The following is a 21,966-nucleotide window of genomic DNA, read 5'->3' on the forward strand; positions in this document are numbered from 1 at the left end:
TCGGGGACGCCGCGGCGCCCCCGGCGGAGCGGTCCGCCGGGGGCGCGGGGTGCGTGGGGGCCAGGGTCAGCTCTCGTCGCTGGTGGCCGGGGCCGCCTCGGCCTCGGCGTCGGCGTCGGACTCGTCGCGCTCGATGCCGAGCTCGCCCTCGGCCTCGGCCAGCTCGGCGTCGAGGTCCTCGGCGGTGCGGGCGGCGGAGACGTTGACGACGAGCGCCTCCGGGTCGGTGACCAGCGCGGCGCCGGCGGGGAGGGCGACCTGGCCGGCGAGGACCTGCGTGCCGGCCTCGGCGCCCTCGACGGAGACCGAGACGCTCTCGGGGATGCGGAGCGCGTCCACCTCGAGGGACAGGGTCTGGTGGTCCACCGTCACGACGGTCTCGGCGGCGGCCTCGCCCTCGACGTGGACGGCCACCTCGACCTCGACCTTCTCGCCGCGGCGCACGAGGACGAGGTCCACGTGCTCGATCTCGCGGCGGCGGTGCTCGCGCTGCACGTCCTTGACGAGCGCGAGGACCTCCTCGCCCTCGACGTCGATCGTCAGCACGGCGTTCTCGCGCTTGACGGCGAGCATCGTCGCGTGGCCCGGCAGCGTGACGTGGCGGGGCGCCTCGCCGTGGCCGTACACGACGGCGGGGATCATGTCCGAGCGGCGGATGCGGCGGGCGGCGCCCTTGCCGAACTCGGTGCGGGTCTGGGCGGACAGGCGGATCTCGTCGGCCATGGCGGTGCTCCTGGGGCTCGTCGGCGGCGTGCGCGGTGGTCTCGCGTCCTGCGGCGGCTCGCGCGGACGGCACGGGGCGGGCGCCGCCGTGACCACCGCGTCGAGTGCGGGGCGCCCGGCCGAGCCGGTGCGCCTCCCTCGCCGAGGCAACCGCGCGAGCATAGCCGCCGGCGCGGGACGCGCGCGCCACGGGGCGACGAGGGCTCCGGCGGGCGGCCGGCCCTGAGGACCGGCCGCGGGCAGCAGCCGTCAGGAGCGGGCGGCGGCGAGCTCGCGCTCGTCCTCCCCCGGACCCCAGCCGGCGTCCTGCCCCAGCGCCCGCTCGCGCCGGTGGCGGCGCACGGCGTAGACGACGGCGCCCGCCCACAGCAGCGCGAGCAGCGGGTAGACCCAGACGCCGGCGGAGCCCTCGACGTCGAACGCCCGCAGGAGGGTCCGGACGTTCGTGACGACGATGACGCCGCCCACCGCCGCACCGAGCACCCGCGCAGGCAGGTAGCGGACGACCCAGGCGGCCACCGGCGCCGCCACGACCCCGCCGACGAGGAGGGCGGTGACGACGACGAGGTCGAGCCCGGCGGTGCCGAGCCCCAGGAGGAAGCCGAGGCTGGCCGCGACGGCGACGACGAACTCCGAGGTGTCCACCGAGCCGACGACCTTGCGCGGCTCGACGCGGCCGGAGCCGAGCAGGGCCGGCGTCGCCACCGGCCCCCAGCCCCCGCCGCCGCTGGCGTCGAGGAAGCCGCCGAAGAGCCCGACCGGCACGAGGAAGCGCGAGCGCAGGCGCCCGGGACGCCGCACCAGGGAGCCGGTGGTGAAGCGGACGCCGACGTACACGCCGAGCGCCAGCAGGACGCCCGCCATGTACGGCGCGGCCGCCTCGGTGGAGAGGCTGCTCAGCGCGGTGGCCCCGAGGAAGGAGCCGAGGGCGCCCGGGACCGCCAGCCGGCCCACGATGCGCCAGTCGACGTTGCCGAAGCGCCAGTGTGAGGCGCCCGACGCGAGCGTGGTGCCGATCTCAGCCAGGTGCACCGAGGCCGAGGCCAGCGCCGGCGACGTGCCCGAGGCGATGAGCAGCGTCGTCGACGTCACCCCGTACGCCATGCCGAGGCTGCCGTCGACGAGCTGCGCCGCCAGTCCGACGAGCGCCAGGACGATCCATCCGCGCATGCCCACTCCATCAAGTCGACCAGATCACTCGGGAATGGGGCGAGCGAACACCACCGGGTCGACGAGCGCAAGGAAGGACGTCGCACCGTCCCGCTGGGCGGGACGGACGTCGGCGCCGAGGACCTAGATGTCCATCCCGACCTCGTACGCCGGCCGCCGGTCGGGCAGGTGGTCGACGACGACGTCGGGCAGCTCGTCGCGCACGACCATGGCGACGGTCGTGGCCTCGAGGATGGCGCGCTCGCTGGCGCGCAGGGCCACCCACACGTCCTGGAGGGCGACGGACGCCCCGCGGTAGTCGAGCTGCTCGGGCCGCAGGTTGCGCACGAGGGCCAGCGGACCGTCGATGGCCCGGATGACGTCGGCCACCGTGAGCTCCTCGGGGTCGACGGCGAGGGCGTGCCCGCCGTCGGGCCCGCGCCGGCTCGTGACGAGGCCGGCGCGCCGCAGGTCGCGCAGGATGGCCTCGAGGAAGCGCTGCGGCACGGCCTCGGCCTCGGAGATGCGGTCGCTCGTGGCGCCGCCGGGCCGTGAGGCCAGCTGGCACACGGCCCGCAGCGCGTAGTCGGTCTTGGCGGTCAGGCGCACCGCTCGCTCTCCCCTCGGCCCCGTCGTCGCAGCCGGGGGCTCAGCTGTTGCCGTCGAAGAGGCTCGTGACCGAGCCCTCGTCGAAGACGGCGCGGATCGCGCGGGCCAGGAGCGGGGCGATGGACAGCACCGTGAGCTGGGGGAACCGGCGCTCGTCGGAGATCGGCAGCGTGTTCGTCGTGACGAGCTCGGTGATCGGGCTGTCGCGCAGGCGCTCCGGCGCCGGCCCGGACAGGACGGCGTGCGTCGCCGCGACGAGCACCTGCGCCGCGCCGTTGTCCACGAGCGCCTGGGCCGCCTGCACGATGGTGCCGCCGGTGTCGATCATGTCGTCGACGAGCACGCAGGTGCGGCCCTCGACCTCGCCGACGAGCTCGTGCACCTTCACCTGGTTGGGCACGGTGGGGTCGCGGCGCTTGTGGATGATGGCGAGCGGCGCCCCCAGGCGGTCCGACCACTGGTCGGCCAGGCGCACGCGCCCCGCGTCCGGCGACACCACGGTCAGCTGCTGCCGGTCGACCCGCGAGGCGATGTGGTCGGCGAGCAGCGGCATGGCCCAGAGGTGGTCGACGGGGCCGTCGAAGAAGCCCTGGATCTGCGCGGTGTGGAGGTCGACGCTCATGAGGCGGTTGGCGCCCGCCGTCTTGAACATGTCCGAGACGAGGCGCGAGGAGATCGGCTCGCGGCCGCGGTGCTTCTTGTCCTGGCGCGCGTAGGGGAAGAAGGGGGCGACGACGGTCGTGCGCTTCGCCGAGGCGCGCTTGAGCGCGTCGACCATGAGCAGCTGCTCCATGAGCCACTGGTTGATCGGCGCGGTGTGGCTCTGCAGCACGAAGGCGTCGGCCCCGCGCACCGACTCCCCGAAGCGCACGTAGATCTCGCCGTTGGCGAAGTCGTACGCCGACGTCGGGACCAGCTCGACGCCGAGCTCCTCGGCGACCTCCGCGGCGAGCTCGGGGTGAGCCCGCCCGCTCACCAGGACGAGCCGCTTCTCGCCGGTGGCCTTGATGCCCGTCATCGCGCGTCTCCCGAGGTGTCGCCGGTGGTGTCGCCAGTGGTGTGGCTGGTGGTCTCGCTGGTGCTCTCCCCGGTCGCACCCTCGCGGGCCGACCGGGCGCGGGCGGCGGCCTCGGCCGACGGGCTGCCGGCGCGCCGCCGCTCGACCCAGCCCTCGATCGTCCGCTGGCGCGCCCGCGCCACCGCGATGGCACCGGGCGGGACGTCGGCGTCGATGACCGACCCGGCCGCCGTGTACGCGCCGTCTCCGACGACGACGGGCGCCACGAGCATGGTGTCGCTGCCGATGCGCACGTGGTCGCCGACGCGGCTGCGGTGCTTGGCGACGCCGTCGTAGTTGACGAAGACCGTGGCGGCGCCGATGTTCGAGCCCTCGCCGATCTCGGCGTCGCCCACGTAGGTCAGGTGCGGCACCTTGGAGCCGCGCCCGATGACGGCGTTCTTCGTCTCCACGTAGGCGCCGATGCGCCCCTCGGGCCCGAGCCGGGTGCCGGGGCGCAGGAAGCTGAAGGGCCCGACCGAGGCCCCCTCTCCCACCTCGGCGCCGCTGCCGTGCGTGCGCACGACCGACGCGCCGGCGCCGACGACGCAGTCGCGCAGGGTCGCGTCGGGCCCGACGACGGCGCCGCCGGCCACGCGCGTGGCCCCGAGCAGCTGCACGCCGGGCTCGAGCCGCACGTCGGGGGCGAGCTCGACGTCGACGTCCACCCACGTCGTCGCCGGGTCGACCACGGTGACCCCGGCCCGCATCCAGCCCTCGAGCACGCGCCGGTTGAGCTCGGCGCCGGCCCGGGCCAGCTGCACCCGGTCGTTGACGCCCTCGGTCTGGGCGACGTCGTCCACCGGCACGGCGGACACGGCCAGGCCGTCCGCGCGGGCCAGCGCCAGGACGTCGGTGAGGTAGACCTCGCCCTGGGCGTTGTCGCGGCCCACGCGCGCGAGCGCCGAGGCGAGCACGGCGGCGTCGAAGGCGTAGACGCCGCTGTTGACCTCGGTGACGGCGCGCTCGGCCTCGGTCGCGTCCTTCTGCTCGACGATGCGCTCGACGCCGCCGTCGGCGCCGCGCAGCACCCGCCCGTACCCGGTGGCGTCCTCGAGGACGGCGGTGAGCACGGTGACCGCGCTGCCCGCGGCGGCGTGCGCGGCGGCGAGGTCGCGCAGGGTCCCCGGCTGCAGGAGCGGCGCGTCGCCGCACGTGACGAGCACGGTGCCGGAAGGCTCGGCGCCCGACGCCGCCACGAGGGCGTCGAGGGCGCAGGCGACGGCGCGGCCGGTGCCGGGGACGTCGTCCTGCTCGGCGACGACGACGTCCGCGTCCACCGCCCGCGCCTCGGCGGCGACCCGCTCGCGCTCGTGGCGGACGACGACGACGAGCCGCTCCGGGTCGGCGCCGCGGGCCGCGACGAGCGCGTGGCCGAGGAGGCTGCGCCCGCCGAGGGGGTGCAGGACCTTCGGGAGGGCCGAGCGCATCCGGGTGCCCTCCCCGGCGGCGAGGACGACGACGGCGGCGGGCCTGGGGCTGCTCACGCGAGCGGGCTCCTCGGGGCGGGGTGCGGGGTGCGCCGGGCGGGGCGGTCGGACGGCGGCGACCCTACCGCCCGGGCGGCCGGGCGCCGTCCGCGCGGGAGCCGGACGGGTGCGGGGGCGCGACACGCCGCCGGGCGCCCGCGGCGGCTCCCCCGCGAGGACTCGAACCTCGACCTCACGCTTCCAAAGAGCGGCGTCCTGCCGTTGGACCACGGGGGACCGCGGACGGGCCTCCCGCGCGCGGCGGGGCGGCACCGGCCCGCGCCCCGACGCTACCGGCAGCCCGTTCCCAGACGACTGCCAGCCGCCGGGCGGGCATGGCTACGCCCCCGTAGGTTACGGTCCCGTAGGTGACCTCCCCCACGGACAGCCCCGAGGCCGCCGCGGCCCTGCAGACCCGGCTCCTGCGCGACCTGGAGCCCGTCGTCGCCGAGAACCTCGAGCGCCACCTCAAGGCGACCCAGGCCTGGAACCCCCACGACTACGTGCCGTGGAGCGAGGGGAAGGACTTCGCCTACCTCGGCGGCACGGACTGGGAGCCGGGCGACTCCAGGCTCGACCCGGTGGCGCGGACGTCGATGGTCGTGAACCTCCTCACCGAGGACAACCTGCCGAGCTACCACCGCGAGATCTCCACGAGCTTCGGCCGGGACGGCGCGTGGGGCCAGTGGGTCGGGCACTGGACGGCCGAGGAGGGCCGCCACGGCATCGCGCTGCGCGACTACCTCGTCGTCACGCGCGGCACCGACCCCGTCGAGCTCGAGCGCCTGCGCATGGAGCACATGGCCGCCGGCTACGACCAGGGCGACAAGCCGATGCTGCAGACCCTCGCCTACGTCTCGTTCCAGGAGCTCGCGACGCGGGTGAGCCACCGCAACACCGGCCGCGCCACCGGCTGCCCCGTCGCCGAGGGCCTGCTGGCCCGCGTGGCGAAGGACGAGAACCTCCACATGGTCTTCTACCGCAACCTGCTCGCCGCGGCCTTCGACCAGGCGCCCGACGAGACGATGGAGGCCGTGCGCAACGAGGTCATGAGCTTCGCCATGCCGGGCGCGGGCATGCCCGGCTTCGCGAGGTCGTCGATGATGATCGCCAAGGCGGGCATCTACGACCTCAAGCTGCACCACGACGACGTCCTCATGCCGGTGCTGCGCTTCTGGAAGGTGTTCGAGCGCACCGACCTCGGGCCCCGCGGCGAGGCGGCCCGCCTCGAGATGGCGCAGTTCCTCGAGAAGCTCGACGAGCAGGCGACCCGCTTCGTCACGCGCCGCGAGGAGGCCGAGGCCCGTCGCGCTGCGCGCGCCGCGGGCTGAGCGCCGCGGGCCGACGGCTGCGGGCCGAGGGCTGAGCGCCGCCGGGGCACGGGGTGCGTGCCCCGGCGCACCGTCCAGGGGGAGGATGGGGCTGTGACGAGCACGAGACCGCCGGCGCCGCGGCGGGCGCGGATGACGGGGGCCGAGCGCCGCGAGCAGCTGCTCGACGTCGGCCGGGCGCTGTTCGCCGAGCGCGGCTTCGAGGGCGCGAGCGTCGAGGAGGTGGCGGCGCGCGCCGCCGTCTCCAAGCCGGTGGTGTACGAGCACTTCGGCGGCAAGGAGGGCCTGTACGCGGTCGTCGTCGACCGCGAGGTCCGCCAGCTCCTGACGGCGATGACGGAGGCGCTCGACGTCGCGGGGCTGCACCCCCGGCAGGTCCTCGAGCGCGCGGCGCTGGGCCTGCTCGACTACGTCGAGGCGTCCACGGACGGGTTCCGGATCCTCGTGCGGGACTCCCCCGTCGCCTCGAGCGCGGGCACCTTCGCGACGCTGCTGTCGGACATCACCCGGCAGGTGGAGCACCTCATGGCGCGCGAGATGGCCCGGCGGGACCTGCCCGAGGGGGCGGCGCCCATGTACGCGCAGATGCTCGTCGGGATGGTGGCGCTCACGGGCCAGTGGTGGCTCGACACGCGGCAGCCCGACAAGGCGACCGTGGCGGCGCACCTCGTGAACCTGGCCTGGAACGGCCTGTCGCACCTCGAGGCCGACCCGGCCCCGGTCGACCCCGCGCATCCGAGGGCCGCCGACCGCGCGCGCCCGCCGCGTGCCGGGCGGGCGGACGGCCCCCCTCAGCGCTCGAGGACCGCCACGACCCCCTGACCGCCCGCCGCGCAGACGGACACGAGCGCGCGGCCGCCGCCGCGGACGGCGAGCGCCTTCGCCGCGGAGGCGAGCACGCGCCCGCCGGTGGCGGCGAAGGGGTGGCCCGCGGCCAGCGAGCCGCCGTGGGGGTTGAGCCGCGCGCGGTCGACGGAGCCGATCGGCTCGTCGCGGCCGAGGCGGACGCGGCAGTACAGCGGGTCCTCGAGCGCCGCGAGCGTGCAGAGCACCTGGCTGGCGAAGGCCTCGTGGATCTCGACGACGTCGAAGTCCTGCAGGGACAGCCCGGTGCGGGCGAGCAGCCGGGAGATGGCGTGGACGGGCGCCATGAGCAGCCCCTCGGCGCCGCTGACGTGGTCGACGGCCGCGGTCTCGGCGTCGACGAGGTGCGCCATCGGCTCGAGCCCCCGCGCGGCGGCCCACTCCGGCGAGGACAGCAGGACGGCGCTCGCGCCGTCCGTCAGCGGGGTCGAGCTGCCCGCCGTCATGGTCGCGGCCTCCCCCTTCCCGAAGACCGGCCGCAGCGTCTCGAGCTGCCCCAGGGTCAGACCGGGGCGCAGCACGTCGTCGCGCTCGAGACCCCGGTGGGGCACGACGAGGTCGTCGAGGAAGCCGCTGTCGTAGGCGGCCTCGAGGCGGTGGTGGCTCGTGAGCGCCAGCTCGTCCTGGGCCTCGCGCGTGATGCCCCACTCGAGCGTGGTGCGCGCCTGGTGCTCGCCCATGGACAGGCCGGTGCGCGGCTCGGCGTTGCGGGGCGGCACGGGCAGGAGGTCGCGGGGGCGGACGGCGGCCAGGGCGCGGGCCCGGCCGAGCGCCGTCTTCTCGCGGTTCGCGCGCAGCAGCGCCCGGCGCAGCCCCTCGGAGACGACGACCGGGGCGTCCGACGTCGTGTCCGCGCCACCGGCGACACCCACCTCGACCTGCCCGAGCGCGATCTTCCCCGCCACGGACAGCGCCGCCTGCAGGCCCGTGCCGCAGGCCTGCCCGACGTCGTGCGCCGGGGTCGTCGGGTCGAGCACGGACCCGAGGACGGCCTCGCGGGTGAGCACGAGGTCGCGGCTGTGCTTGACGACGGCGCCCGCGACCACCTCGTCGACCCGCTCGCCCACGAGGCCCGTGCGCCGCGCCAGCCCGTCGAGGACGGCGGTGAGCATCTCCTGGTTCGAGGCGGTGGCGTAGGCGCGCCCCGACCGGGCGAAGGGGATGCGCGTGCCGGCGACGACGGCGACGGGGCGCGGGCTGCTCGCGGGCCCGTACGGGCGCGGGGTGGGGGCCATGGCGCCACTGTGCCACGGACGCGGGGCGGGTGTTACTCGCGGGTAACATCCAGCCCCGGTCGGCGGTAGCCTCGGAGCGTGCCCGAGACCACGCCGACCTCCTCGTCACCCGGCGCCCCCACCACCGGGCCCACCTCTCCGGGCTCCGCCGAGCCGAGCGCCGGGCCGGCCACCGGGCCCGCCGCGGCTCCCGCCACGGGGCCGATCGCCGACCCGGGCGGACCGGTGGACCGCTACGCCGCCTTCGCGCGCAGCGGGCTCGGCCGCCGGCTCGTGCCGGGCCTCGGCCTGCCGGACCCCGTGCCGCTGCGCCGCGACGCGCCGGGCGCCCCCCTGGCGCCCGGGCCGGTGCTCGTCACGGGCCTCGTCCCGCCGGACGGCACACCGCTCGTCGGCGACGCCGCCGGGGTGGCGGCCGCCGAGCTGGCCGCCGCGGGAGCGCGGGTCGTGGGACCGGACGCGGCCGGGAGCGACGCAGCTGGTGGAGGGGCCGGCGCGGTGGCCGGCGACGAGCGGTGGGGCGGCCTCGTCGTCGACGCCACCGCCGCCACCTCCCCCGCCGACCTCGTGGGCCTGGTCGGCGCCTGCACGCCCCACCTGCGCCGGCTCGCGCGCGGGGCCCACGTCGTCGTGCTGGGGCTCGACCCCGACCGCCTCCCCCCGGGGTCGCCGGCCGCGGTGCGGGTGGCCCAGCGCGCCCTCGAGGGCTTCACGCGCTCGCTCGGCAAGGAGGTGGGCGGCGGCCGCACGGTCCAGCTGGTGCTCCTCGCCGAGGGCGGCGTCGGGGCCATGGGCTCGACGCTGCGCTTCCTGCTGTCGGGCCGCTCGGCCTTCGTCAGCGGCCAGGTGGTGCGGGTGGGCCCGCCCGTCCACGACCTGCCCTCCGGCGAGGACGCCCGCGGCCCTCGGCCGCTGGCCGGCCGCCGCGCCGTCGTCACGGGTGCGGCCCGCGGCATCGGCGCCGCCGTCGCGCAGCTGCTGGGGGCGCGCGGGGCGCACGTGGTGTGCGTCGACGTCCCGGCCGCCGCCGGCGACCTGGCGACGACGGCGCGGGCCGTCGGCGGCGAGCCGCTCGTGCTCGACATCACCTCCGACCTGGCGCCCGGCCGCCTCGCGGAGGCCTGCGAGCGCCTCGGCGGCGTCGACGTCGTCGTGCACAACGCCGGCATCACCCGCGACCGGCGGTTGCGCAACATGCGCCCCGACGCCTTCGCCTCGGTGCTCGACGTCAACGTCGGCGCACCGCTGCGCCTCACCGAGCACCTCCTCGGCGCGGGCCTCCTGGGCCGCGGCGGTCGCGTCGTCGGCGTCTCGTCGCTGGCCGGCATCGCGGGCAACGACGGCCAGACGAGCTACGCGGCCTCCAAGGCCGGCGTCATCGGCCTCGTGGACGCCCTCGCGCCGCGGGCGGCGGCTGCGGGGACGACGGTCAACGCCGTCGCGCCCGGCTTCATCGAGACGCGCATGACGGCGACCGTCCCGCCGCTGACGCGCCAGCTCGGGCGCCGCCTCGCCTCGCTCGGGCAGGGCGGGCTGCCCGTCGACGTCGCCGAGGCCATCGCCTGGTTCGCCGAGCCCGCGACGGCCGGGGTGCACGGGCAGGTGCTGCGCGTGTGCGGCCAGAGCCTGCTGGGGGCCTGAGCGTGGCCGCGCGCACCCCCGCCGGCGGCGGCTCGCCCGGCGCGTCCTCCTCCGGCGGCACCTCCTCCGGGGCCCGGTCCGGCCGCGCCGCGCCCTCCGTCACCGGGGGCCGTCGGCCGGCGTCCGCGGTGCCGCTGGCGCCGTCGCCCGGACTGCTGGCGGGCGCCCTGCTGCCCCGGCGGCGGCCGGCGGACCTGCCCGACCGCGTCGTCGAGGCCCGCGGCGTCGTCGCCGACCCCGCGCACCTCGACGCGTGGGTGCGGGTCTGCGCCGGGCGCACCGGCGCGCCGGTGCCCGGGTCGCTGCCGGGCGCCTTCACGCACGTCCTCGCGTCCGGGGCGTCGATGCGGCTGCTGCTCGACCCGGCCTTCCCGCTGCCGCTGCTGGGGCTCGTCCACGTCGCGCAGCGCCTCGAGGTGCGGCGGCCCGTCGACGTCCGCGAGCCGCTCGACCTGGCCGTGGCCGCCCGCGACCTGCGCCCGCACCGCCGCGGTCGCCAGCTCGACGTCGTCGCGACGGCGACCGCCGCCGGCGAGGTCGTCTGGCGCGGCACGAGCACGTACCTGCACCGCGAGCCGGTGCCGGCCGGCGCCGCGCCGTCCTCGGCCGGGGCGTCGTCGTCGCCGGACGCCGAGCGCCCCGCCCCGCCCGCCGGCGCCGTCCGCTGGGTCGTGCCCGCCGGCACCGGTCGGGCGTACGCCGCGGTCTCGGGCGACCCCAACCCGATCCACCTCTCGCGGCCGACGGCGCGGCTGCTGGGCCTCCGCCGTCCCATCGCCCACGGCATGTGGACGCTGGCGCACGCCCTGCTCGACCTCGAGGGGCGCCTGCCCCCGGCCCACGACGTCACCGCCCGCTTCCTGCGCCCGCTCTCCCTGCCCGGCCGCGCCGTCCACGGGTGGCGGGCGCAGGAGGACGGCGGCCTGTCCCTCGCCGTCCGCCGCGAGCGCGACGGCGAGCCGCACCTGCTCGCGGACGTCGCGCCTCTCTGAAGCCGCCACCCTCGCGCCCGCCGGACGACATCGAGGCTGCAGCCACCGGAGGCCCTCCTGGTGGCTGCAGCCTCGATGTGGCGAGGCGGGGAGCCGTGGTCAGAGAGCGGCCCGGAACATGGCCGGCAGGCGACCCGGGTGCTCGACGTCCGCCCAGGTGCAGCGGATGACGTCCACCCCCAGCGCCACGAGGGCGTTGGCCCGCCACCGGTCGCGGTACAGCGCGTCCGGGGCGGCGTGCACCTCCTTCCCGTCGCACTCGAGGAGCAGCAGCCGCCGCTCCGGTCGTGAGCGGCGGTGGAAGCCGAGGTCGCCCCGCGCCACCACGTGCCCGTCCCCCGTCCGCACGACCACCTGGAGGTCGTCCGGCGGGACGCCTGCCTCCACGCACGCCAGACGAGCCCTGCTCTCCAGCGGGCTCTCGGCGCGGCCGTCAGCGAGGACCCAGAGGTCGGCCGCCCCGCTGCTGCCCCGGCGGCCCGCACACCGCTCGCGCGCGACCAGGAGGTCCTCGGGCGTCACGAGGCCCAGGGCGAGCGCCGAGTCGAGCACCGACAGCGCTGCGGGCCGGTCGAGGCGGGGCACGAGGTCGACGAGGGTGCGGAGCGCCGAGGTCGTCGCGACGCCGCGCACGTCGACGACGTCCTGCGGCGCGAGCGCCGACACGACGACGGCCAGTCCGGGACGGGAGGGCTTCTGGCGGCCGGGCGGCAGCACCACCTCGGCGCCCGCCGGCACCGGGGCGCCCTGCACGCCGAGGAGATGAGAAGCGCTGCTCCGGCCGGCCACGGCACCCGGGACGACGAGCGACGCGGCGCGGCTCCAGGCCCGCACCCGCTGGACACCCACCCGGCCCGGGCGGACGAGGTAGGCGCCGCGCAGCAGCCGCTCCCACTGACCCGCACGGACGAGTCGGCGGGGGACGTGCGGCCCCAGCCCGAGCGCGCCGAGGTCGGACGTCGTCACGACGCCGTCCTGACGCGCCGCCCGCGTCAGGAGGGCGGCGACGACGGCCGGGTCGAGGACGTCCACGCGGTACAGGCTCGCGGTCGAGGCGCCGCCGCGCTCCGGCCCTGTGGACACCGCATCGACATCGAGGCTGCAGGCATCAGACCGGGTCCTCGTGACGGCGACCTCGATGTCGCCGCCCGGAGGCGCGTCGAGAATCTCGACGTCGAGAGACCCGGCGTAGCATCGCCGGGTGGCGCCGGGGACGTCGGGGGGCGCACCCCCGGGAGCGGCGGTCGACCGGGACGAGGTCGACCGCATCGTCGACGCGTGGCGCCGCGAGCGCCCGGACCTCGACGTCTCGCCGCTGCAGGTGCTCTCCCGCGTGAGCCGGCTCGCCCGGCACCTCGACCTCGCGCGCCGCGCCGCCTTCGCCGAGCACGGCCTCGAGGTCTGGTCCTTCGACGTCCTGTCGGCGCTGCGGCGCTCCGGGGCGCCGCACCAGCTGACGCCGGGCCAGCTCGTGACGTCGACGCTCGTCACGAGCGGGACGATGACGAACCGGGTCGACCGCCTCGTCGCGCTGGGCCTCGTCGAGCGCCACCCCGACCCGGCCGACCGGCGCGGCGTCCTCGTCCGCCTCACGCCGGCCGGGGCGTCGCGCGTCGACGCCGCGATGGCCGACCTGCTGGCCCGCGAGCGGCGCCTCCTCGCCGGTCTCGACGCGGGCGAGCAGGACCGGCTCGCCGACGTCCTGCGGTCCCTCGCGAGCGGCTTCGACGCCACCTCGGGCGGCCGGGGCGGGCTGCCGCCGGAGGTCTGAGCCCGCTCCCCCGGGCCACGGCGCTCCCTCGTGCCCACATCGTGGACACTGGCGGGGTGACCGCTCGCTCCGGCCCCCGCTCGTCCTCCCCCGCCGCGCAGGACGGCGACCGGCCCGTCGTCGCGCCCGACCCCGTCACCGTGGCGACGACGCGCGTCGCCGACCCGGGCCAGCGCCTGGAGATGATGACGTGGGCGAGCGCGGGCGCCCGGATGGCCGAGTCCTTCCCCGGCTTCCTCGGTGCCGGCTGGGTCCGGGGCGGCGCGGGCTCGCGGGAGTGGCACATGCTCTACCGCTTCGCCGACGAGGACTCCCTCGCGGGCTGGGAGGGCTCGGCGCAGCGGCGGTGGTGGCTCTCGGGGGCGCCGGGCACCGTGCGCGAGGCGCAGACCGAGCGCCGGACCGGCATCGAGGGGTGGTTCGACGCCGCGCACGGCAGCGTCGTCGGCCCCGCGCCGAAGGGCGCACCGGCGCGGTGGCGGCAGATGCTCGTCATCTTCTCGGTGTTCCTGCCGCTGTCGCTGCTCGTCAACGCGACGCTCGGGGTCGTCCTCGCCCCGCTCGTGCCGCTCGTCGTCCGGGTGGCGCTCGTGACGACGCTCATGACGCCGGTGATGACCTACCTGGCGCTGCCGTGGGCGACGCGGAGGCTGCAGTGGTTCCTCGACGGCGAGAGGGCCCCCTGGCGGCGCTGACAGCGCCGGCCGGTGGAGCCGCTGACCAGGAGCGACGGCGGAGCCGCTGAGGAGCCGTTCTCAGCCGGCGACCTCGGCGGCCTCGAGCCAGGCCTCCTCGACCTGCTCGCGCTCGGCCTGGACGGCGCGGAGCTCGGCGTCGAGGGAGGTCATGGCCGCGTGGTCGGTCGCGGCGGCGGCCATGCGGCCCATGAGGTCGGCCTCCGAGGCCTGCAGCTTCTCCAGGCGCCGCTCGAGCCGCTGCGCCTCCTTGCGCGCGGTGCGGACCTCCGCGGCCGAGGCGCCGCTCGCGGGGGGCGCGGCCGCGAGGGTGGTGGGCGTCGCCCCGGGGAGCGCGGCCCCCGCGGTGGCGCCGTCGGCCTTCGCGGCCGAGCGCAGCGACAGGTACTCCTCGACGCCGCCGGGCAGGTCGCGCACCTGGCCGTCGCCGAGCAGGGCGACCTGGTGGTCGGTGGTGCGCTCGAGCAGGTACCGGTCGTGGGAGACGACGACGAGGGTGCCGCGGAAGCCGTCGAGGACGTCCTCCACCGAGGCCAGCACGTCGGTGTCGAGGTCGTTCGTCGGCTCGTCGAGGAGCAGGACGTTGGGCTCGTGCACGAGCAGGCGCAGCAGCTGCAGGCGCCGGCGCTCCCCGCCGGAGAGCTCGCCGACCGGCGTCCACGCGCGGTCGCGGGTGAAGCCGAGCCGCTCGACGAGCGAGCTGGCGGTCAAGGGCTTGCCGTCGACGACGAGCTCGCGCCGCTCGCGCTCCACGGCCTCGAGCGCGCGCAGGTCCGCGACCTCCTCGAGCTCGCGCAGGGACTGCGAGAGCACCGCGACCTGGACGGTCTTCCCCCGCCGCACGCGGCCGCCGTCGGGCTCGAGCTCGCCGGTGAGCAGGCGCAGCACCGTGGTCTTGCCGGCGCCGTTGACGCCGACGACGCCGACGCGCTCCCCCGGCGCGAGCCGCCAGGTGACGCCGTCGAGCAGCGTGCGCGGCGCACCGCCGGCCTCTCCGGGCACGCGGTAGACGACGTCCTCGAGGTCGAGCACGTCCTTGCCGAGGCGCGCGCTCGCCGTCGCCGTGATCTCCACGGTCTCGCGCGGGGGCGGCTCGGCGGCGACGAGCTCGGCGGCGGCGTCGAGGCGGAACTTGGGCTTGCTCGTGCGCGCGGGCGCGCCGCGGCGCAGCCAGGCCAGCTCCTTGCGCAGCAGGTTGGCGCGGCGGTCGGCCGTCACCTGGGCGACGCGAGCGCGCTCGGCGCGGGCGAGGACGTAGGCGGCGTACCCGCCGTCGTACTTCTCGACGCCGCCGCCGGTGACCTCCCACGTCTGCGTGCAGCAGGCGTCGAGGAACCACCGGTCGTGCGTGACGACGAGCAGCGCGCCGCGGCCGGCGGGCCACCGGGTGCGCAGGTGCTCCGCGAGCCAGGCGACGCCCTCGACGTCGAGGTGGTTGGTGGGCTCGTCGAGGACGACGAGGTCGTGGTCGCCGACGAGGACGGCGGCGAGCGCGGCGCGGCGGCGCTGGCCGCCGGACAGGGAGGACAGCGGCGCGTCGAGGCCGCCGGGCACGGAGGTCTGGACGTCGTCGAGCAGGCCGCTGACGACGTCGCGCACCCGGGCGTCGCCCGCCCACTCGTGGTCGGCGCCGTCCCCGACGACGAGCTCGCGGACCGTGCCGGTGGCGTGCGGGTCGTCCGCCTGCGGCAGCACGCCCACGCGCAGGCCGCGGGTCTGGGTGACGCGGCCGCCGTCGGGCTCGTGCTCGCCGGTGAGGACGCGCAGCAGCGTCGACTTGCCGTCGCCGTTGCGGCCGACGACGCCGATGCGGTCCCCGTCGTCGAGGCCGAGGGAGACGCCCGCGAGCACGTCGCGGGCGCCGAGGACGACGGAGACCGACTCCGCGTTCAGCAGGTGCGCCACCCCACCAGCGTGCCGCACCGGCCGGGGTGCTCCGCGCCGCGGCCACGCGGCCTCGGCGGTCAGCGCCCGACGTCGACGACGCGGGCGCCGTGCACGGGGCCGGTGACGCGGCGGACGTCGGCGGCGGCCCCCGAGGCGGCGAGCGCCACCGCCACGGCGAGGCCCTGCTCGCGGCCGTCGACGAGGAAAGCCGTCGTCGGCCCCGAGCCCGAGACGAGCGCGGCGACGGCCCCCGCCTCGAGCCCCACCTGCAGCGTCGTGGCGAGGTGGGGCGCGAGGGCGAGCGCCGGCTCCTGGAGGTCGTTGACGAGGGCGGCGCCGACGGCGGCGGCGTCCCCGGCGCGCAGCGCCTGGAGGAGCTCGTGCACCGCGGTCTCGTCGACGTCGAGGCCGGCGTCCGCAGCGGCGCTGCCGGCCTCGCCGCGACGGCGGTCGAGCTCGCCGTAGACGGCGGGCGTCGACAGGCCCGACGCCGACAGCGCCAGCACCCACGAGCGCTCCCCGCGGGCGAGGGCCGGGACCACCTGCTCGCCGCGGCCCGTGCCCACCGCCGTGCCCCCGAGCAGCGCGAAGGGCACGTCGGCGCCGAGCTCTCCGCCGAGCGCGAGGAGGTCCTCGCGCCCGAGCCCGGTGCCCCACAGGGCGTCGCACGCGACGAGCGCGGCCGCGGCGTCGGCGCTGCCGCCCGCCATGCCACCGGCGACGGGCACGGTCTTGGTGATGTCGAGGCGCACGCGCGGCGGCACGCCGGCCCGCTCGGCGAGGAGCAGCGCGGCCCGGACGGCGAGGTTGCGCTCGTCGACGGGCACGTCGTCGGCGCCCTCCCCCGTGACGGCGCACTCCAGGCCCCGGGAGGGCGAGGCCCGCACGTCCTCGGGCAGGGACACCGTCTCGAAGACGGTGACGAGCTCGTGGGAGCGGTCGGGCCGCAGGCCCCCGACGCGGAGCGCGAGGTTCACCTTCGCGTGGGCGCGGGCCACGACGGACGCCCCGGGGACGGGGAGGACGCGCACCTCGGCCCTGCCCATGCGGGGACCATAGGCGACGCCGTCGACGGGCACCCCAGGTACCCGGCAGTCACCGCCGGTGATCAGGGTGCAGCGACGCACGACCACCGGTGGGGGCGGACCGACGACGACCCGCCGTCAGCGGGCGGGCACCTCGACGGCGTCGGGCCCGAGGACGTCGAGGGCGGCGTCGGCCACGGCGACGAAGCCGGCGACGTCGAGGCGCTCGCCGCGCAGCGCGGGGTCGACCCCGGCGGCGCGGAGCACCTCCTCGGCGCGGGCGGCACCGCCGGCCCAGCGCGCCAGCGCCGCGCGCAGCGTCTTACGGCGTTGCGCGAAGGCGGCGTCGACGACGGCGAAGACGGCCTCACGACCGGCCCGGCTGGCCGGGGGGTCGCGGCGCACGAGGTGCACGAGCCCGGAGTCGACGTTGGGCGCCGGCCAGAAGACGGTGCGGCCGACCGCTCCCGCCCGGGCGACGTCGCCGTACCAGGCGGCCTTCACGGACGGGACGCCGTAGGCCCGGCTCCCGGGCTCGGCGGCGAGCCGGTCGGCGACCTCGGACTGCACCATGACGAGCGCGCTGCGCAGCCCGGGCAGCCGCTCGAGGAGCGTCAGCAGCACGGGCACCGCGACGTTGTAGGGCAGGTTGGCCACGAGCGCCGTCGGCGCCCCGGCGCCGGCGCCGAGGACGTCGTCCGCCCCGACCCGCAGGGCGTCGGCGCCGACCACGGCGAGCCGCGGCGGGACCGCGTCGTCCGCGCCCCGGCGGGCGGCGACCGTGCGGGGCAGCTCGTCGGCGAGGACGGGGTCGACCTCGACGGCGACGACGCCGGCGCACCGCTCGAGGAGGGCGAGCGTCAGCGACCCCAGCCCGGGCCCGACCTCGAGCACGACGTCGTCGGCCCCCACCCCGGCGCGGCGCACGATGCGCTGGACCGTGCCCGCGTCGATGACGAAGTTCTGCCCGAGCGTCTTCGTCGGCCGCACGCCGAGGCGGGTCGCCAGCGCGCGCACGTCGGAGGGGGCGAGGAGCGCTCGCTCCTCGGCCCCTCCGGCGCGGTCGGTCTCGCTCAGGACGTCAGAGCCCCAGCTTGCGCGAGCACGCGGGCCAGGCGCCGTAGCCACCGCGGTCGGCGCGCACCTTCTCGGCGATGGCGATCTGCTGCTCACGGCTGTTCTCGTGGGGGTAGCCCGAGCCGCCGTAGGCGCGCCACGTCTGCAGGTTGAACTGCAGCCCGCCGTAGTAGCCGTTGCCGGTGTTGATGGACCAGTTCCCGCCCGACTCGCACTGCGCGAGGCGGTCCCACGCGCTGCCGCTCGCCACCGGCGCGGAGGGCGTGGACGGCGCCGACGAGCTCTCGTCGTCGTCGTCGTCGTCGGAGGAGCGCGAGGAGCCGGACGAGCTCGACGAGGAGCCGGACGAGCTCGACGAGGAGCCGGACGAGCTGGAGGAGGCGCCGGACGAGCTGGAGGAGGAGCCGGACGAGCTCTGGGAGGCGGGCTCCGGCTCGGGCTCCGGCTCCGGCTCCGGCGCGGGCCGCTCGGCCGTGCCGACGAGCACGACGCGCGGCTGCGGAGCCGTGGTCACCTCGTCGGAGAGCTCCTCCTTGGAGACGACCTGGCCGTCGGCCGTGGTCTGGCGGAAGCGGACCTGGTGGACGCCGCGCTCGCCCTCGCTCTGCACGCGGGTCTGGCCGACGAAGAGGTCGTCGGTCTCGCGCTCCTCGGTGGCGAAGGGGACGGGACCCTCCTCGACGACCTCCTCGGTGAGGACGCGCACGACGGTGACGACGAGCCCGGGGGTGAGCGGCGAGGCCTGGTCCACCGACACCCGGTCGGCGTCGCCGACGGCGACGCCGGCCTCGGACAGCAGCGCGCCCACGGAGGTGGCGGTGCTGGTGAGCGGCCGGGCCTCGCCGTCCGCGACGACGGTGACGTCCTTCGGCGTGACGAGCTCGACGCTGCCGCCGCCGCGCCCGAGGGGCATGGAGCGCGACGCCGAGAGCGCCGCGCCCTGCGAGCGCACGCCGAGGTCGTCGAGGGCCTCGTCGAGCGTGAGGGCCGTCGTCCAGTGCGTGCTGGTCTCGCCGTCGACCGTCAGCTCGAGCTGGCGGGCGTGGCGGACGACGACCGTGCCGCCGTCCTCGACGTCACCGTCGACGGCGGGGGCCACGAGGTCGCGCGGGCCGACCTCCACCCCGCCCTCGGCGAGGACGTCGGCGACGTCGTCGCCGAAGAGGCGGACCTCCTGGCTCGCGCCGTCGACGTCCAGCTCCACCGTCGTCGACCCGGCCGCGTACACCGCGGCCCCGCCCAGCAGCGCCACGAGGGCGGCGCCCTGGACGGCGGCGGTGGCGGCGCGACGTCCGCGCGAGCGGCGGGCCGGCGCGGGCGCGGCCAGCGTCGCCGACTCGTCCAGCAGGGCGTCGAGGCGGTCGGCGCCGGGCTCGGACGGGGTCCCGGAGGACGAAGAGGGCGTGGCGGGCGAAGAGCTCAACAGGCGTCCTGACGTCGCACGTTCCCGGGCGCTCGTGCGGGGAGGGCGGGCCGCGCGCAGCCGAGCGGGCCCCGCGCGGTGGAGGTCCACCGGGGGCCGCGTCGGTGCAGAGGGCGTCGCCCGGAGCCTTCCCCAGCCCCGGCTGACACGCCGACCGTAACCGATCCGAGACCTGGTGTCACACCCCCGGCCCTTCCCCGGCACCCCGCCGGCCACCTGACGACGCTCGGCCGGCCCCGTGGTCGACGCGCCGCGGCGCGGGTCACCAGGGCCCGTAGAGCTCCTCGGCGGTGGCGGCGACGGCCGTGCACAGCTCCTCGAGCGGCACGTCGAGGACGCCCGCGACGACGCGCGCCGTGTGCGGCACGAGGTAGCTGGCGTTGGGGCGCCCGCGGTGCGGGGACGGCGTGAGGAACGGCGCGTCGGTCTCGAGGAGCACGCGCTCCAGCGGGACGACGGACAGCGCGCTCCGCAGGCCGCCGGCGTTGGAGAAGGTCACCGTGCCGGCGAAGGACAGCCAGTAGCCGCGCGCCACGCACTCGCGGGCCATGTCGACGTCGCCGGAGAAGCAGTGGAGGACGACGCGCTCGGCGCGCTCCTCGGCCAGCACGCGCAGGACGTCGGCGTGGGCGTCCCGGTCGTGGACCTGCACGGGGAGGCCGAGGTCGCGCGCCAGCCGCACGTGCGCGCGGAACGACTCCTCCTGCGCGGCGACGGCGGCCGCGTCGCCGGCGTCGGTGCGGAAGGCGTCCATGCCGGTCTCCCCCACCACCCGGATCCGGTCGGCCCGGGCGAGGCGGCCGATCTCCTCGAGGGCGTCGTCCAGCTCGCCGCGCGCGGCGAGGACGGGCGCCTCGTTGGGGTGGAGGGCGACGCCGCCGACGAGCGCGGGGTGGCGCTGCACGGCCTCGACCGTCCACCGGGCCGCGGGGAGGTCGCAGCCGATCTGCACCGCGCGCGGGACGCCGGCCGCCGCCGCGAGGGCGAGCAGGTCCTCGACCGTGCGGCGGTCGCCGTCGCCCGACCGCTCGTCGGCGCCGGGCCCGTCGACGATGTCGAGGTGGGTGTGGTCGTCGACGACGGGGACCGGCAGGGGCTCGGGGGCGGGCGGCCAGGACCGGTCGCGCCGCCGGCCGTCGGCGCCCGTCGACGAGCGCGCGCGGGGGCGGGCCGGCTCCTCAGCCACCGGCCTGCTCCTCGCGCAGCCGCTCCAGCTCGGTCTCGACGACGTCCTCGTCCAGCTTGGTGAAGACGGGGGTCGGCTTGCCCACCGGCGTGCCCGGCACGACCGGCACCGAGCCCCAGCCCGGGGCGCCGTCCCCGCCCCGCGGCGTCTGCAGGACCGGGTAGGGGCTGCCGCCGTCGAGGTCCTCCACGTCCCGCAGCTCGGGCATGGGCGAGACCGTCCCGGTGCCGCCCATGACCTCGTGCACGGCCTGCGCGCTGTGCGGCAGGTACGGCGCGAGCAGGCCCCGGCAGTCCGAGACGCCCTGCGCGGCGACGTGGAGCACCGTGCGCATGCGCTCGGGGTCGCTCGTGCGCAGGGCCCACGGCGCCGTCTCGGACAGGTAGCGGTTGACCTCGCCGACCGCGCGCATGGCCTCGGACAGCCCCTGGCGCTGGCGGTGGGTGGCCACGAGGTCGCCGACGACGCCGAACGCGCCCGACGTCGTGGCCATGAGCTCGCGGTCGCGGTCGGTGAGCTCGCCCGCCTCGGGGATGCTCCCGACGTTCTTGGCGATGAGGCTCGCCGTCCGGTTGACGAGGTTGCCCCAGCCGGCGACGAGCTCGTCGTTCGTGCGGCGGGTGAACTCCCGCCAGGTGAAGTCGGTGTCGTGCGCCTCGGGGCCGGCGGCCGAGAGGAAGTAGCGCAGCGCGTCGGGCTGGTAGCGGGAGAGGACGTCGCGGACGGAGATGACGACGCCCCGGCTGGAGGAGAACTGGCGCCCCTCCATCGTGAGGAACTCGCTGGCGACGACCTCCGAGGGCAGGGCCAGGTCGCCGAAGGCGCCGGGCTGCCCGCCGCGCGAGCCGCGCCCGTCGTAGCCGGCCAGCTCGGCCGGCCAGATGAGCGAGTGGAAGACGATGTTGTCCTTGCCCATGAAGTACGCGCCGCGCGCGCCCTCGGACCAGTAGGGGCGCCATGCCTCCGGGTCGCCCGTGCGGCGGGCCCACTCGACGCTGGCGGACAGGTAGCCGACGACGGCGTCGAACCACACGTACAGCCGCTTCGTCGGGTTCTCCTCCCAGCCCGGCAGCGGCACCGGGATGCCCCAGTCGATGTCGCGGGTGATCGCGCGGGGGCGGATCTCCTCGAGCAGGTTCCGGCTGAAGCCGAGGACGTTGGGACGCCACGACGGCGAGCCCGTCTTCGTCTCGAGCCACGCGCCGACGGCCTCGGCGAGCGCGGGCAGGTCGAGGAAGAAGTGCTGGCTCTCCACGAACCGCGGGGTCTCGCCGTTGATGCGGCTCACCGGGTTCTTGAGGTCGACCGGGTCGAGCTGGTTGCCGCAGTTGTCGCACTGGTCGCCGCGGGCGCCGTCGAAGCCGCAGATCGGGCAGGTGCCCTCGATGTAGCGGTCCGGCAGCGTGCGACCCGTCGACGGCGAGACGGCCCCCATCGTCGTCCGCTCGACGAGGTAGCCGTTGCGGTGGACCGTGCGGAACATCTCCTGCACGACGGCGTAGTGGTTGCGCGTCGTCGTGCGGGTGAAGAGGTCGTAGGAGAGGCCGAGGGCCTGCAGGTCCTCGGCGATGACGCGGTTGTACCTGTCCGCCAGCGCCTGCGGCGTCACGCCCTCGCGCTCGGCCTGCACGAGGATCGGCGTCCCGTGCTCGTCGGTGCCCGAGACCATGAGGACGTCGTGGCCCGCCATGCGCTGCTGCCGCGCGAACACGTCGGAGGGGACGCCGAAGCCGGCGACATGACCGAGGTGGCGGGGGCCGTTGGCGTAGGGCCAGGCCACCGCGGCGAGGACGTGCGTCATGCCGCCAGCGTAGTGACGGCGCCGGCCGCCC

Annotated in this window: 19 protein-coding genes and 1 tRNA gene; 6 read left to right on the forward strand and 14 right to left on the reverse strand. The window is 77.1% G+C overall.

What is annotated here, in order from left to right; all coding sequences use genetic code 11:
• Positions 1-66 precede the first annotated feature (66 nt).
• From WDV85_RS02660 to WDV85_RS02685, 6 genes are all read right to left on the reverse strand, one after another.
• A complete protein-coding gene (locus WDV85_RS02660) occupies positions 67-723 on the reverse strand; it encodes a 50S ribosomal protein L25/general stress protein Ctc (RefSeq protein ID WP_339569140.1) in 657 nt (218 codons plus the stop codon).
• 249 nt (positions 724-972) lie between these two features.
• Positions 973-1,893, reverse strand: a complete 921-nt coding sequence (locus WDV85_RS02665; protein ID WP_339569141.1) for a sulfite exporter TauE/SafE family protein — start codon at positions 1,891-1,893, stop codon at positions 973-975.
• 123 nt (positions 1,894-2,016) lie between these two features.
• On the reverse strand, positions 2,017-2,481 hold the full coding sequence (locus WDV85_RS02670; RefSeq protein ID WP_339569142.1) for an RrF2 family transcriptional regulator: 465 nt from the start codon (positions 2,479-2,481) through the stop codon (positions 2,017-2,019).
• A 40-nt stretch (positions 2,482-2,521) separates the two neighbouring features.
• Positions 2,522-3,499: a ribose-phosphate diphosphokinase gene (locus WDV85_RS02675; RefSeq protein ID WP_339569143.1), complete on the reverse strand. Its 978-nt coding sequence runs from the start codon at positions 3,497-3,499 to the stop codon at positions 2,522-2,524.
• Positions 3,496-5,025 (reverse strand): bifunctional UDP-N-acetylglucosamine diphosphorylase/glucosamine-1-phosphate N-acetyltransferase GlmU, encoded by a 1,530-nt coding sequence (gene glmU, locus WDV85_RS02680; RefSeq protein WP_339569144.1) that lies wholly within the window; start codon positions 5,023-5,025, stop codon positions 3,496-3,498. Before glmU ends, WDV85_RS02675 begins: the two co-directional genes overlap by 4 nt.
• Positions 5,026-5,172: 147 nt before the next feature.
• Positions 5,173-5,244 (reverse strand) — tRNA-Gln (locus WDV85_RS02685).
• 131 nt (positions 5,245-5,375) lie between these two features.
• Here WDV85_RS02685 and WDV85_RS02690 point away from each other — a divergent pair.
• Both WDV85_RS02690 and WDV85_RS02695 read left to right on the forward strand, forming a co-directional pair.
• Entirely contained in the window at positions 5,376-6,338 is a 963-nt protein-coding gene (locus WDV85_RS02690) for an acyl-ACP desaturase (protein ID WP_339569145.1), read from the forward strand.
• A 132-nt stretch (positions 6,339-6,470) separates the two neighbouring features.
• Complete coding sequence (locus WDV85_RS02695) at positions 6,471-7,160, forward strand: TetR/AcrR family transcriptional regulator (RefSeq protein WP_445263179.1); 690 nt, start codon at positions 6,471-6,473, stop codon at positions 7,158-7,160.
• Here WDV85_RS02695 and WDV85_RS02700 read toward each other — a convergent pair.
• A complete protein-coding gene (locus tag WDV85_RS02700; RefSeq protein WP_339569147.1) occupies positions 7,130-8,437 on the reverse strand; it encodes an acetyl-CoA C-acetyltransferase in 1,308 nt (435 codons plus the stop codon). The genes WDV85_RS02695 and WDV85_RS02700 overlap by 31 nt on opposite strands.
• Before the next feature lie 78 nt (positions 8,438-8,515).
• On the opposite strand from WDV85_RS02700, the gene WDV85_RS02705 reads away from it, so the two are divergent.
• Together WDV85_RS02705 and WDV85_RS02710 are read left to right on the forward strand one after the other, a co-directional pair.
• On the forward strand, positions 8,516-10,078 hold the full coding sequence (locus WDV85_RS02705; RefSeq protein ID WP_339569148.1) for a 3-oxoacyl-ACP reductase: 1,563 nt from the start codon (positions 8,516-8,518) through the stop codon (positions 10,076-10,078).
• A gap of 2 nt (positions 10,079-10,080) precedes the next feature.
• Complete coding sequence (locus tag WDV85_RS02710; RefSeq protein WP_339569149.1) at positions 10,081-11,070, forward strand: MaoC/PaaZ C-terminal domain-containing protein; 990 nt, start codon at positions 10,081-10,083, stop codon at positions 11,068-11,070.
• A 99-nt stretch (positions 11,071-11,169) separates the two neighbouring features.
• Here WDV85_RS02710 and WDV85_RS02715 read toward each other — a convergent pair whose 3' ends face one another.
• The gene (locus tag WDV85_RS02715) at positions 11,170-12,153 is read right to left on the reverse strand and encodes a type IV toxin-antitoxin system AbiEi family antitoxin domain-containing protein (RefSeq protein ID WP_339569150.1); all 984 of its coding nucleotides are present in this window, start codon (positions 12,151-12,153) and stop codon (positions 11,170-11,172) included.
• 118 nt (positions 12,154-12,271) lie between these two features.
• On the opposite strand from WDV85_RS02715, the gene WDV85_RS02720 reads away from it, so the two are divergent.
• Together WDV85_RS02720 and WDV85_RS02725 are read left to right on the forward strand one after the other, a co-directional pair.
• Positions 12,272-12,841: a MarR family transcriptional regulator gene (locus tag WDV85_RS02720; protein ID WP_171201916.1), complete on the forward strand. Its 570-nt coding sequence runs from the start codon at positions 12,272-12,274 to the stop codon at positions 12,839-12,841.
• A gap of 182 nt (positions 12,842-13,023) precedes the next feature.
• A complete protein-coding gene (locus tag WDV85_RS02725; protein WP_445263180.1) occupies positions 13,024-13,536 on the forward strand; it encodes an antibiotic biosynthesis monooxygenase in 513 nt (170 codons plus the stop codon).
• 60 nt (positions 13,537-13,596) lie between these two features.
• On the opposite strand, the gene WDV85_RS02730 is transcribed toward WDV85_RS02725, so the two are convergent.
• The 6 genes from WDV85_RS02730 to metG form a co-directional block, all read right to left on the reverse strand.
• Positions 13,597-15,441, reverse strand: coding sequence for an ABC-F family ATP-binding cassette domain-containing protein (locus tag WDV85_RS02730; protein WP_339569152.1), 1,845 nt, complete (start codon positions 15,439-15,441; stop codon positions 13,597-13,599).
• A gap of 59 nt (positions 15,442-15,500) precedes the next feature.
• Complete coding sequence (locus WDV85_RS02735; protein ID WP_339569153.1) at positions 15,501-16,469, reverse strand: 4-(cytidine 5'-diphospho)-2-C-methyl-D-erythritol kinase; 969 nt, start codon at positions 16,467-16,469, stop codon at positions 15,501-15,503.
• 117 nt (positions 16,470-16,586) lie between these two features.
• The gene (gene rsmA, locus WDV85_RS02740) at positions 16,587-17,525 is read right to left on the reverse strand and encodes a 16S rRNA (adenine(1518)-N(6)/adenine(1519)-N(6))-dimethyltransferase RsmA (protein ID WP_445263181.1); all 939 of its coding nucleotides are present in this window, start codon (positions 17,523-17,525) and stop codon (positions 16,587-16,589) included.
• 4 nt (positions 17,526-17,529) lie between these two features.
• A complete protein-coding gene (locus tag WDV85_RS02745; RefSeq protein WP_339569155.1) occupies positions 17,530-18,948 on the reverse strand; it encodes a transglycosylase family protein in 1,419 nt (472 codons plus the stop codon).
• A 262-nt stretch (positions 18,949-19,210) separates the two neighbouring features.
• Entirely contained in the window at positions 19,211-20,134 is a 924-nt protein-coding gene (locus WDV85_RS02750; RefSeq protein WP_339569156.1) for a TatD family hydrolase, read from the reverse strand.
• A complete protein-coding gene (gene metG / locus WDV85_RS02755) occupies positions 20,127-21,935 on the reverse strand; it encodes a methionine--tRNA ligase (protein ID WP_339569157.1) in 1,809 nt (602 codons plus the stop codon). The genes WDV85_RS02750 and metG overlap by 8 nt, the downstream gene beginning before the upstream one ends.
• Positions 21,936-21,966 lie beyond the last annotated feature (31 nt).

Source organism: Pseudokineococcus sp. 5B2Z-1 (assembly GCF_037482305.1).
Taxonomy (GTDB): Bacteria; Actinomycetota; Actinomycetes; order Actinomycetales; family Quadrisphaeraceae; genus Pseudokineococcus.

Bases quoted from the DNA above. Each gene is read 5' to 3' on its own strand.
- WDV85_RS02660 (WP_339569140.1), bottom strand. From the start codon at position 723: ATGGCCGACGAGATCCGCCTGTCCGCCCAGACCCGCACCGAGTTCGGC.
- WDV85_RS02665 (WP_339569141.1), bottom strand. From the start codon at position 1,893: ATGCGCGGATGGATCGTCCTGGCGCTCGTCGGACTGGCGGCGCAGCTC.
- WDV85_RS02675 (WP_339569143.1), bottom strand. From the start codon at position 3,499: ATGACGGGCATCAAGGCCACCGGCGAGAAGCGGCTCGTCCTGGTGAGC.
- WDV85_RS02695 (WP_445263179.1), top strand. From the start codon at position 6,471: ATGACGGGGGCCGAGCGCCGCGAGCAGCTGCTCGACGTCGGCCGGGCG.
- WDV85_RS02700 (WP_339569147.1), bottom strand. From the start codon at position 8,437: ATGGCCCCCACCCCGCGCCCGTACGGGCCCGCGAGCAGCCCGCGCCCC.
- WDV85_RS02725 (WP_445263180.1), top strand. From the start codon at position 13,024: ATGATGACGTGGGCGAGCGCGGGCGCCCGGATGGCCGAGTCCTTCCCC.
- WDV85_RS02735 (WP_339569153.1), bottom strand. From the start codon at position 16,469: ATGGGCAGGGCCGAGGTGCGCGTCCTCCCCGTCCCCGGGGCGTCCGTC.
- metG (WP_339569157.1), bottom strand. From the start codon at position 21,935: ATGACGCACGTCCTCGCCGCGGTGGCCTGGCCCTACGCCAACGGCCCC.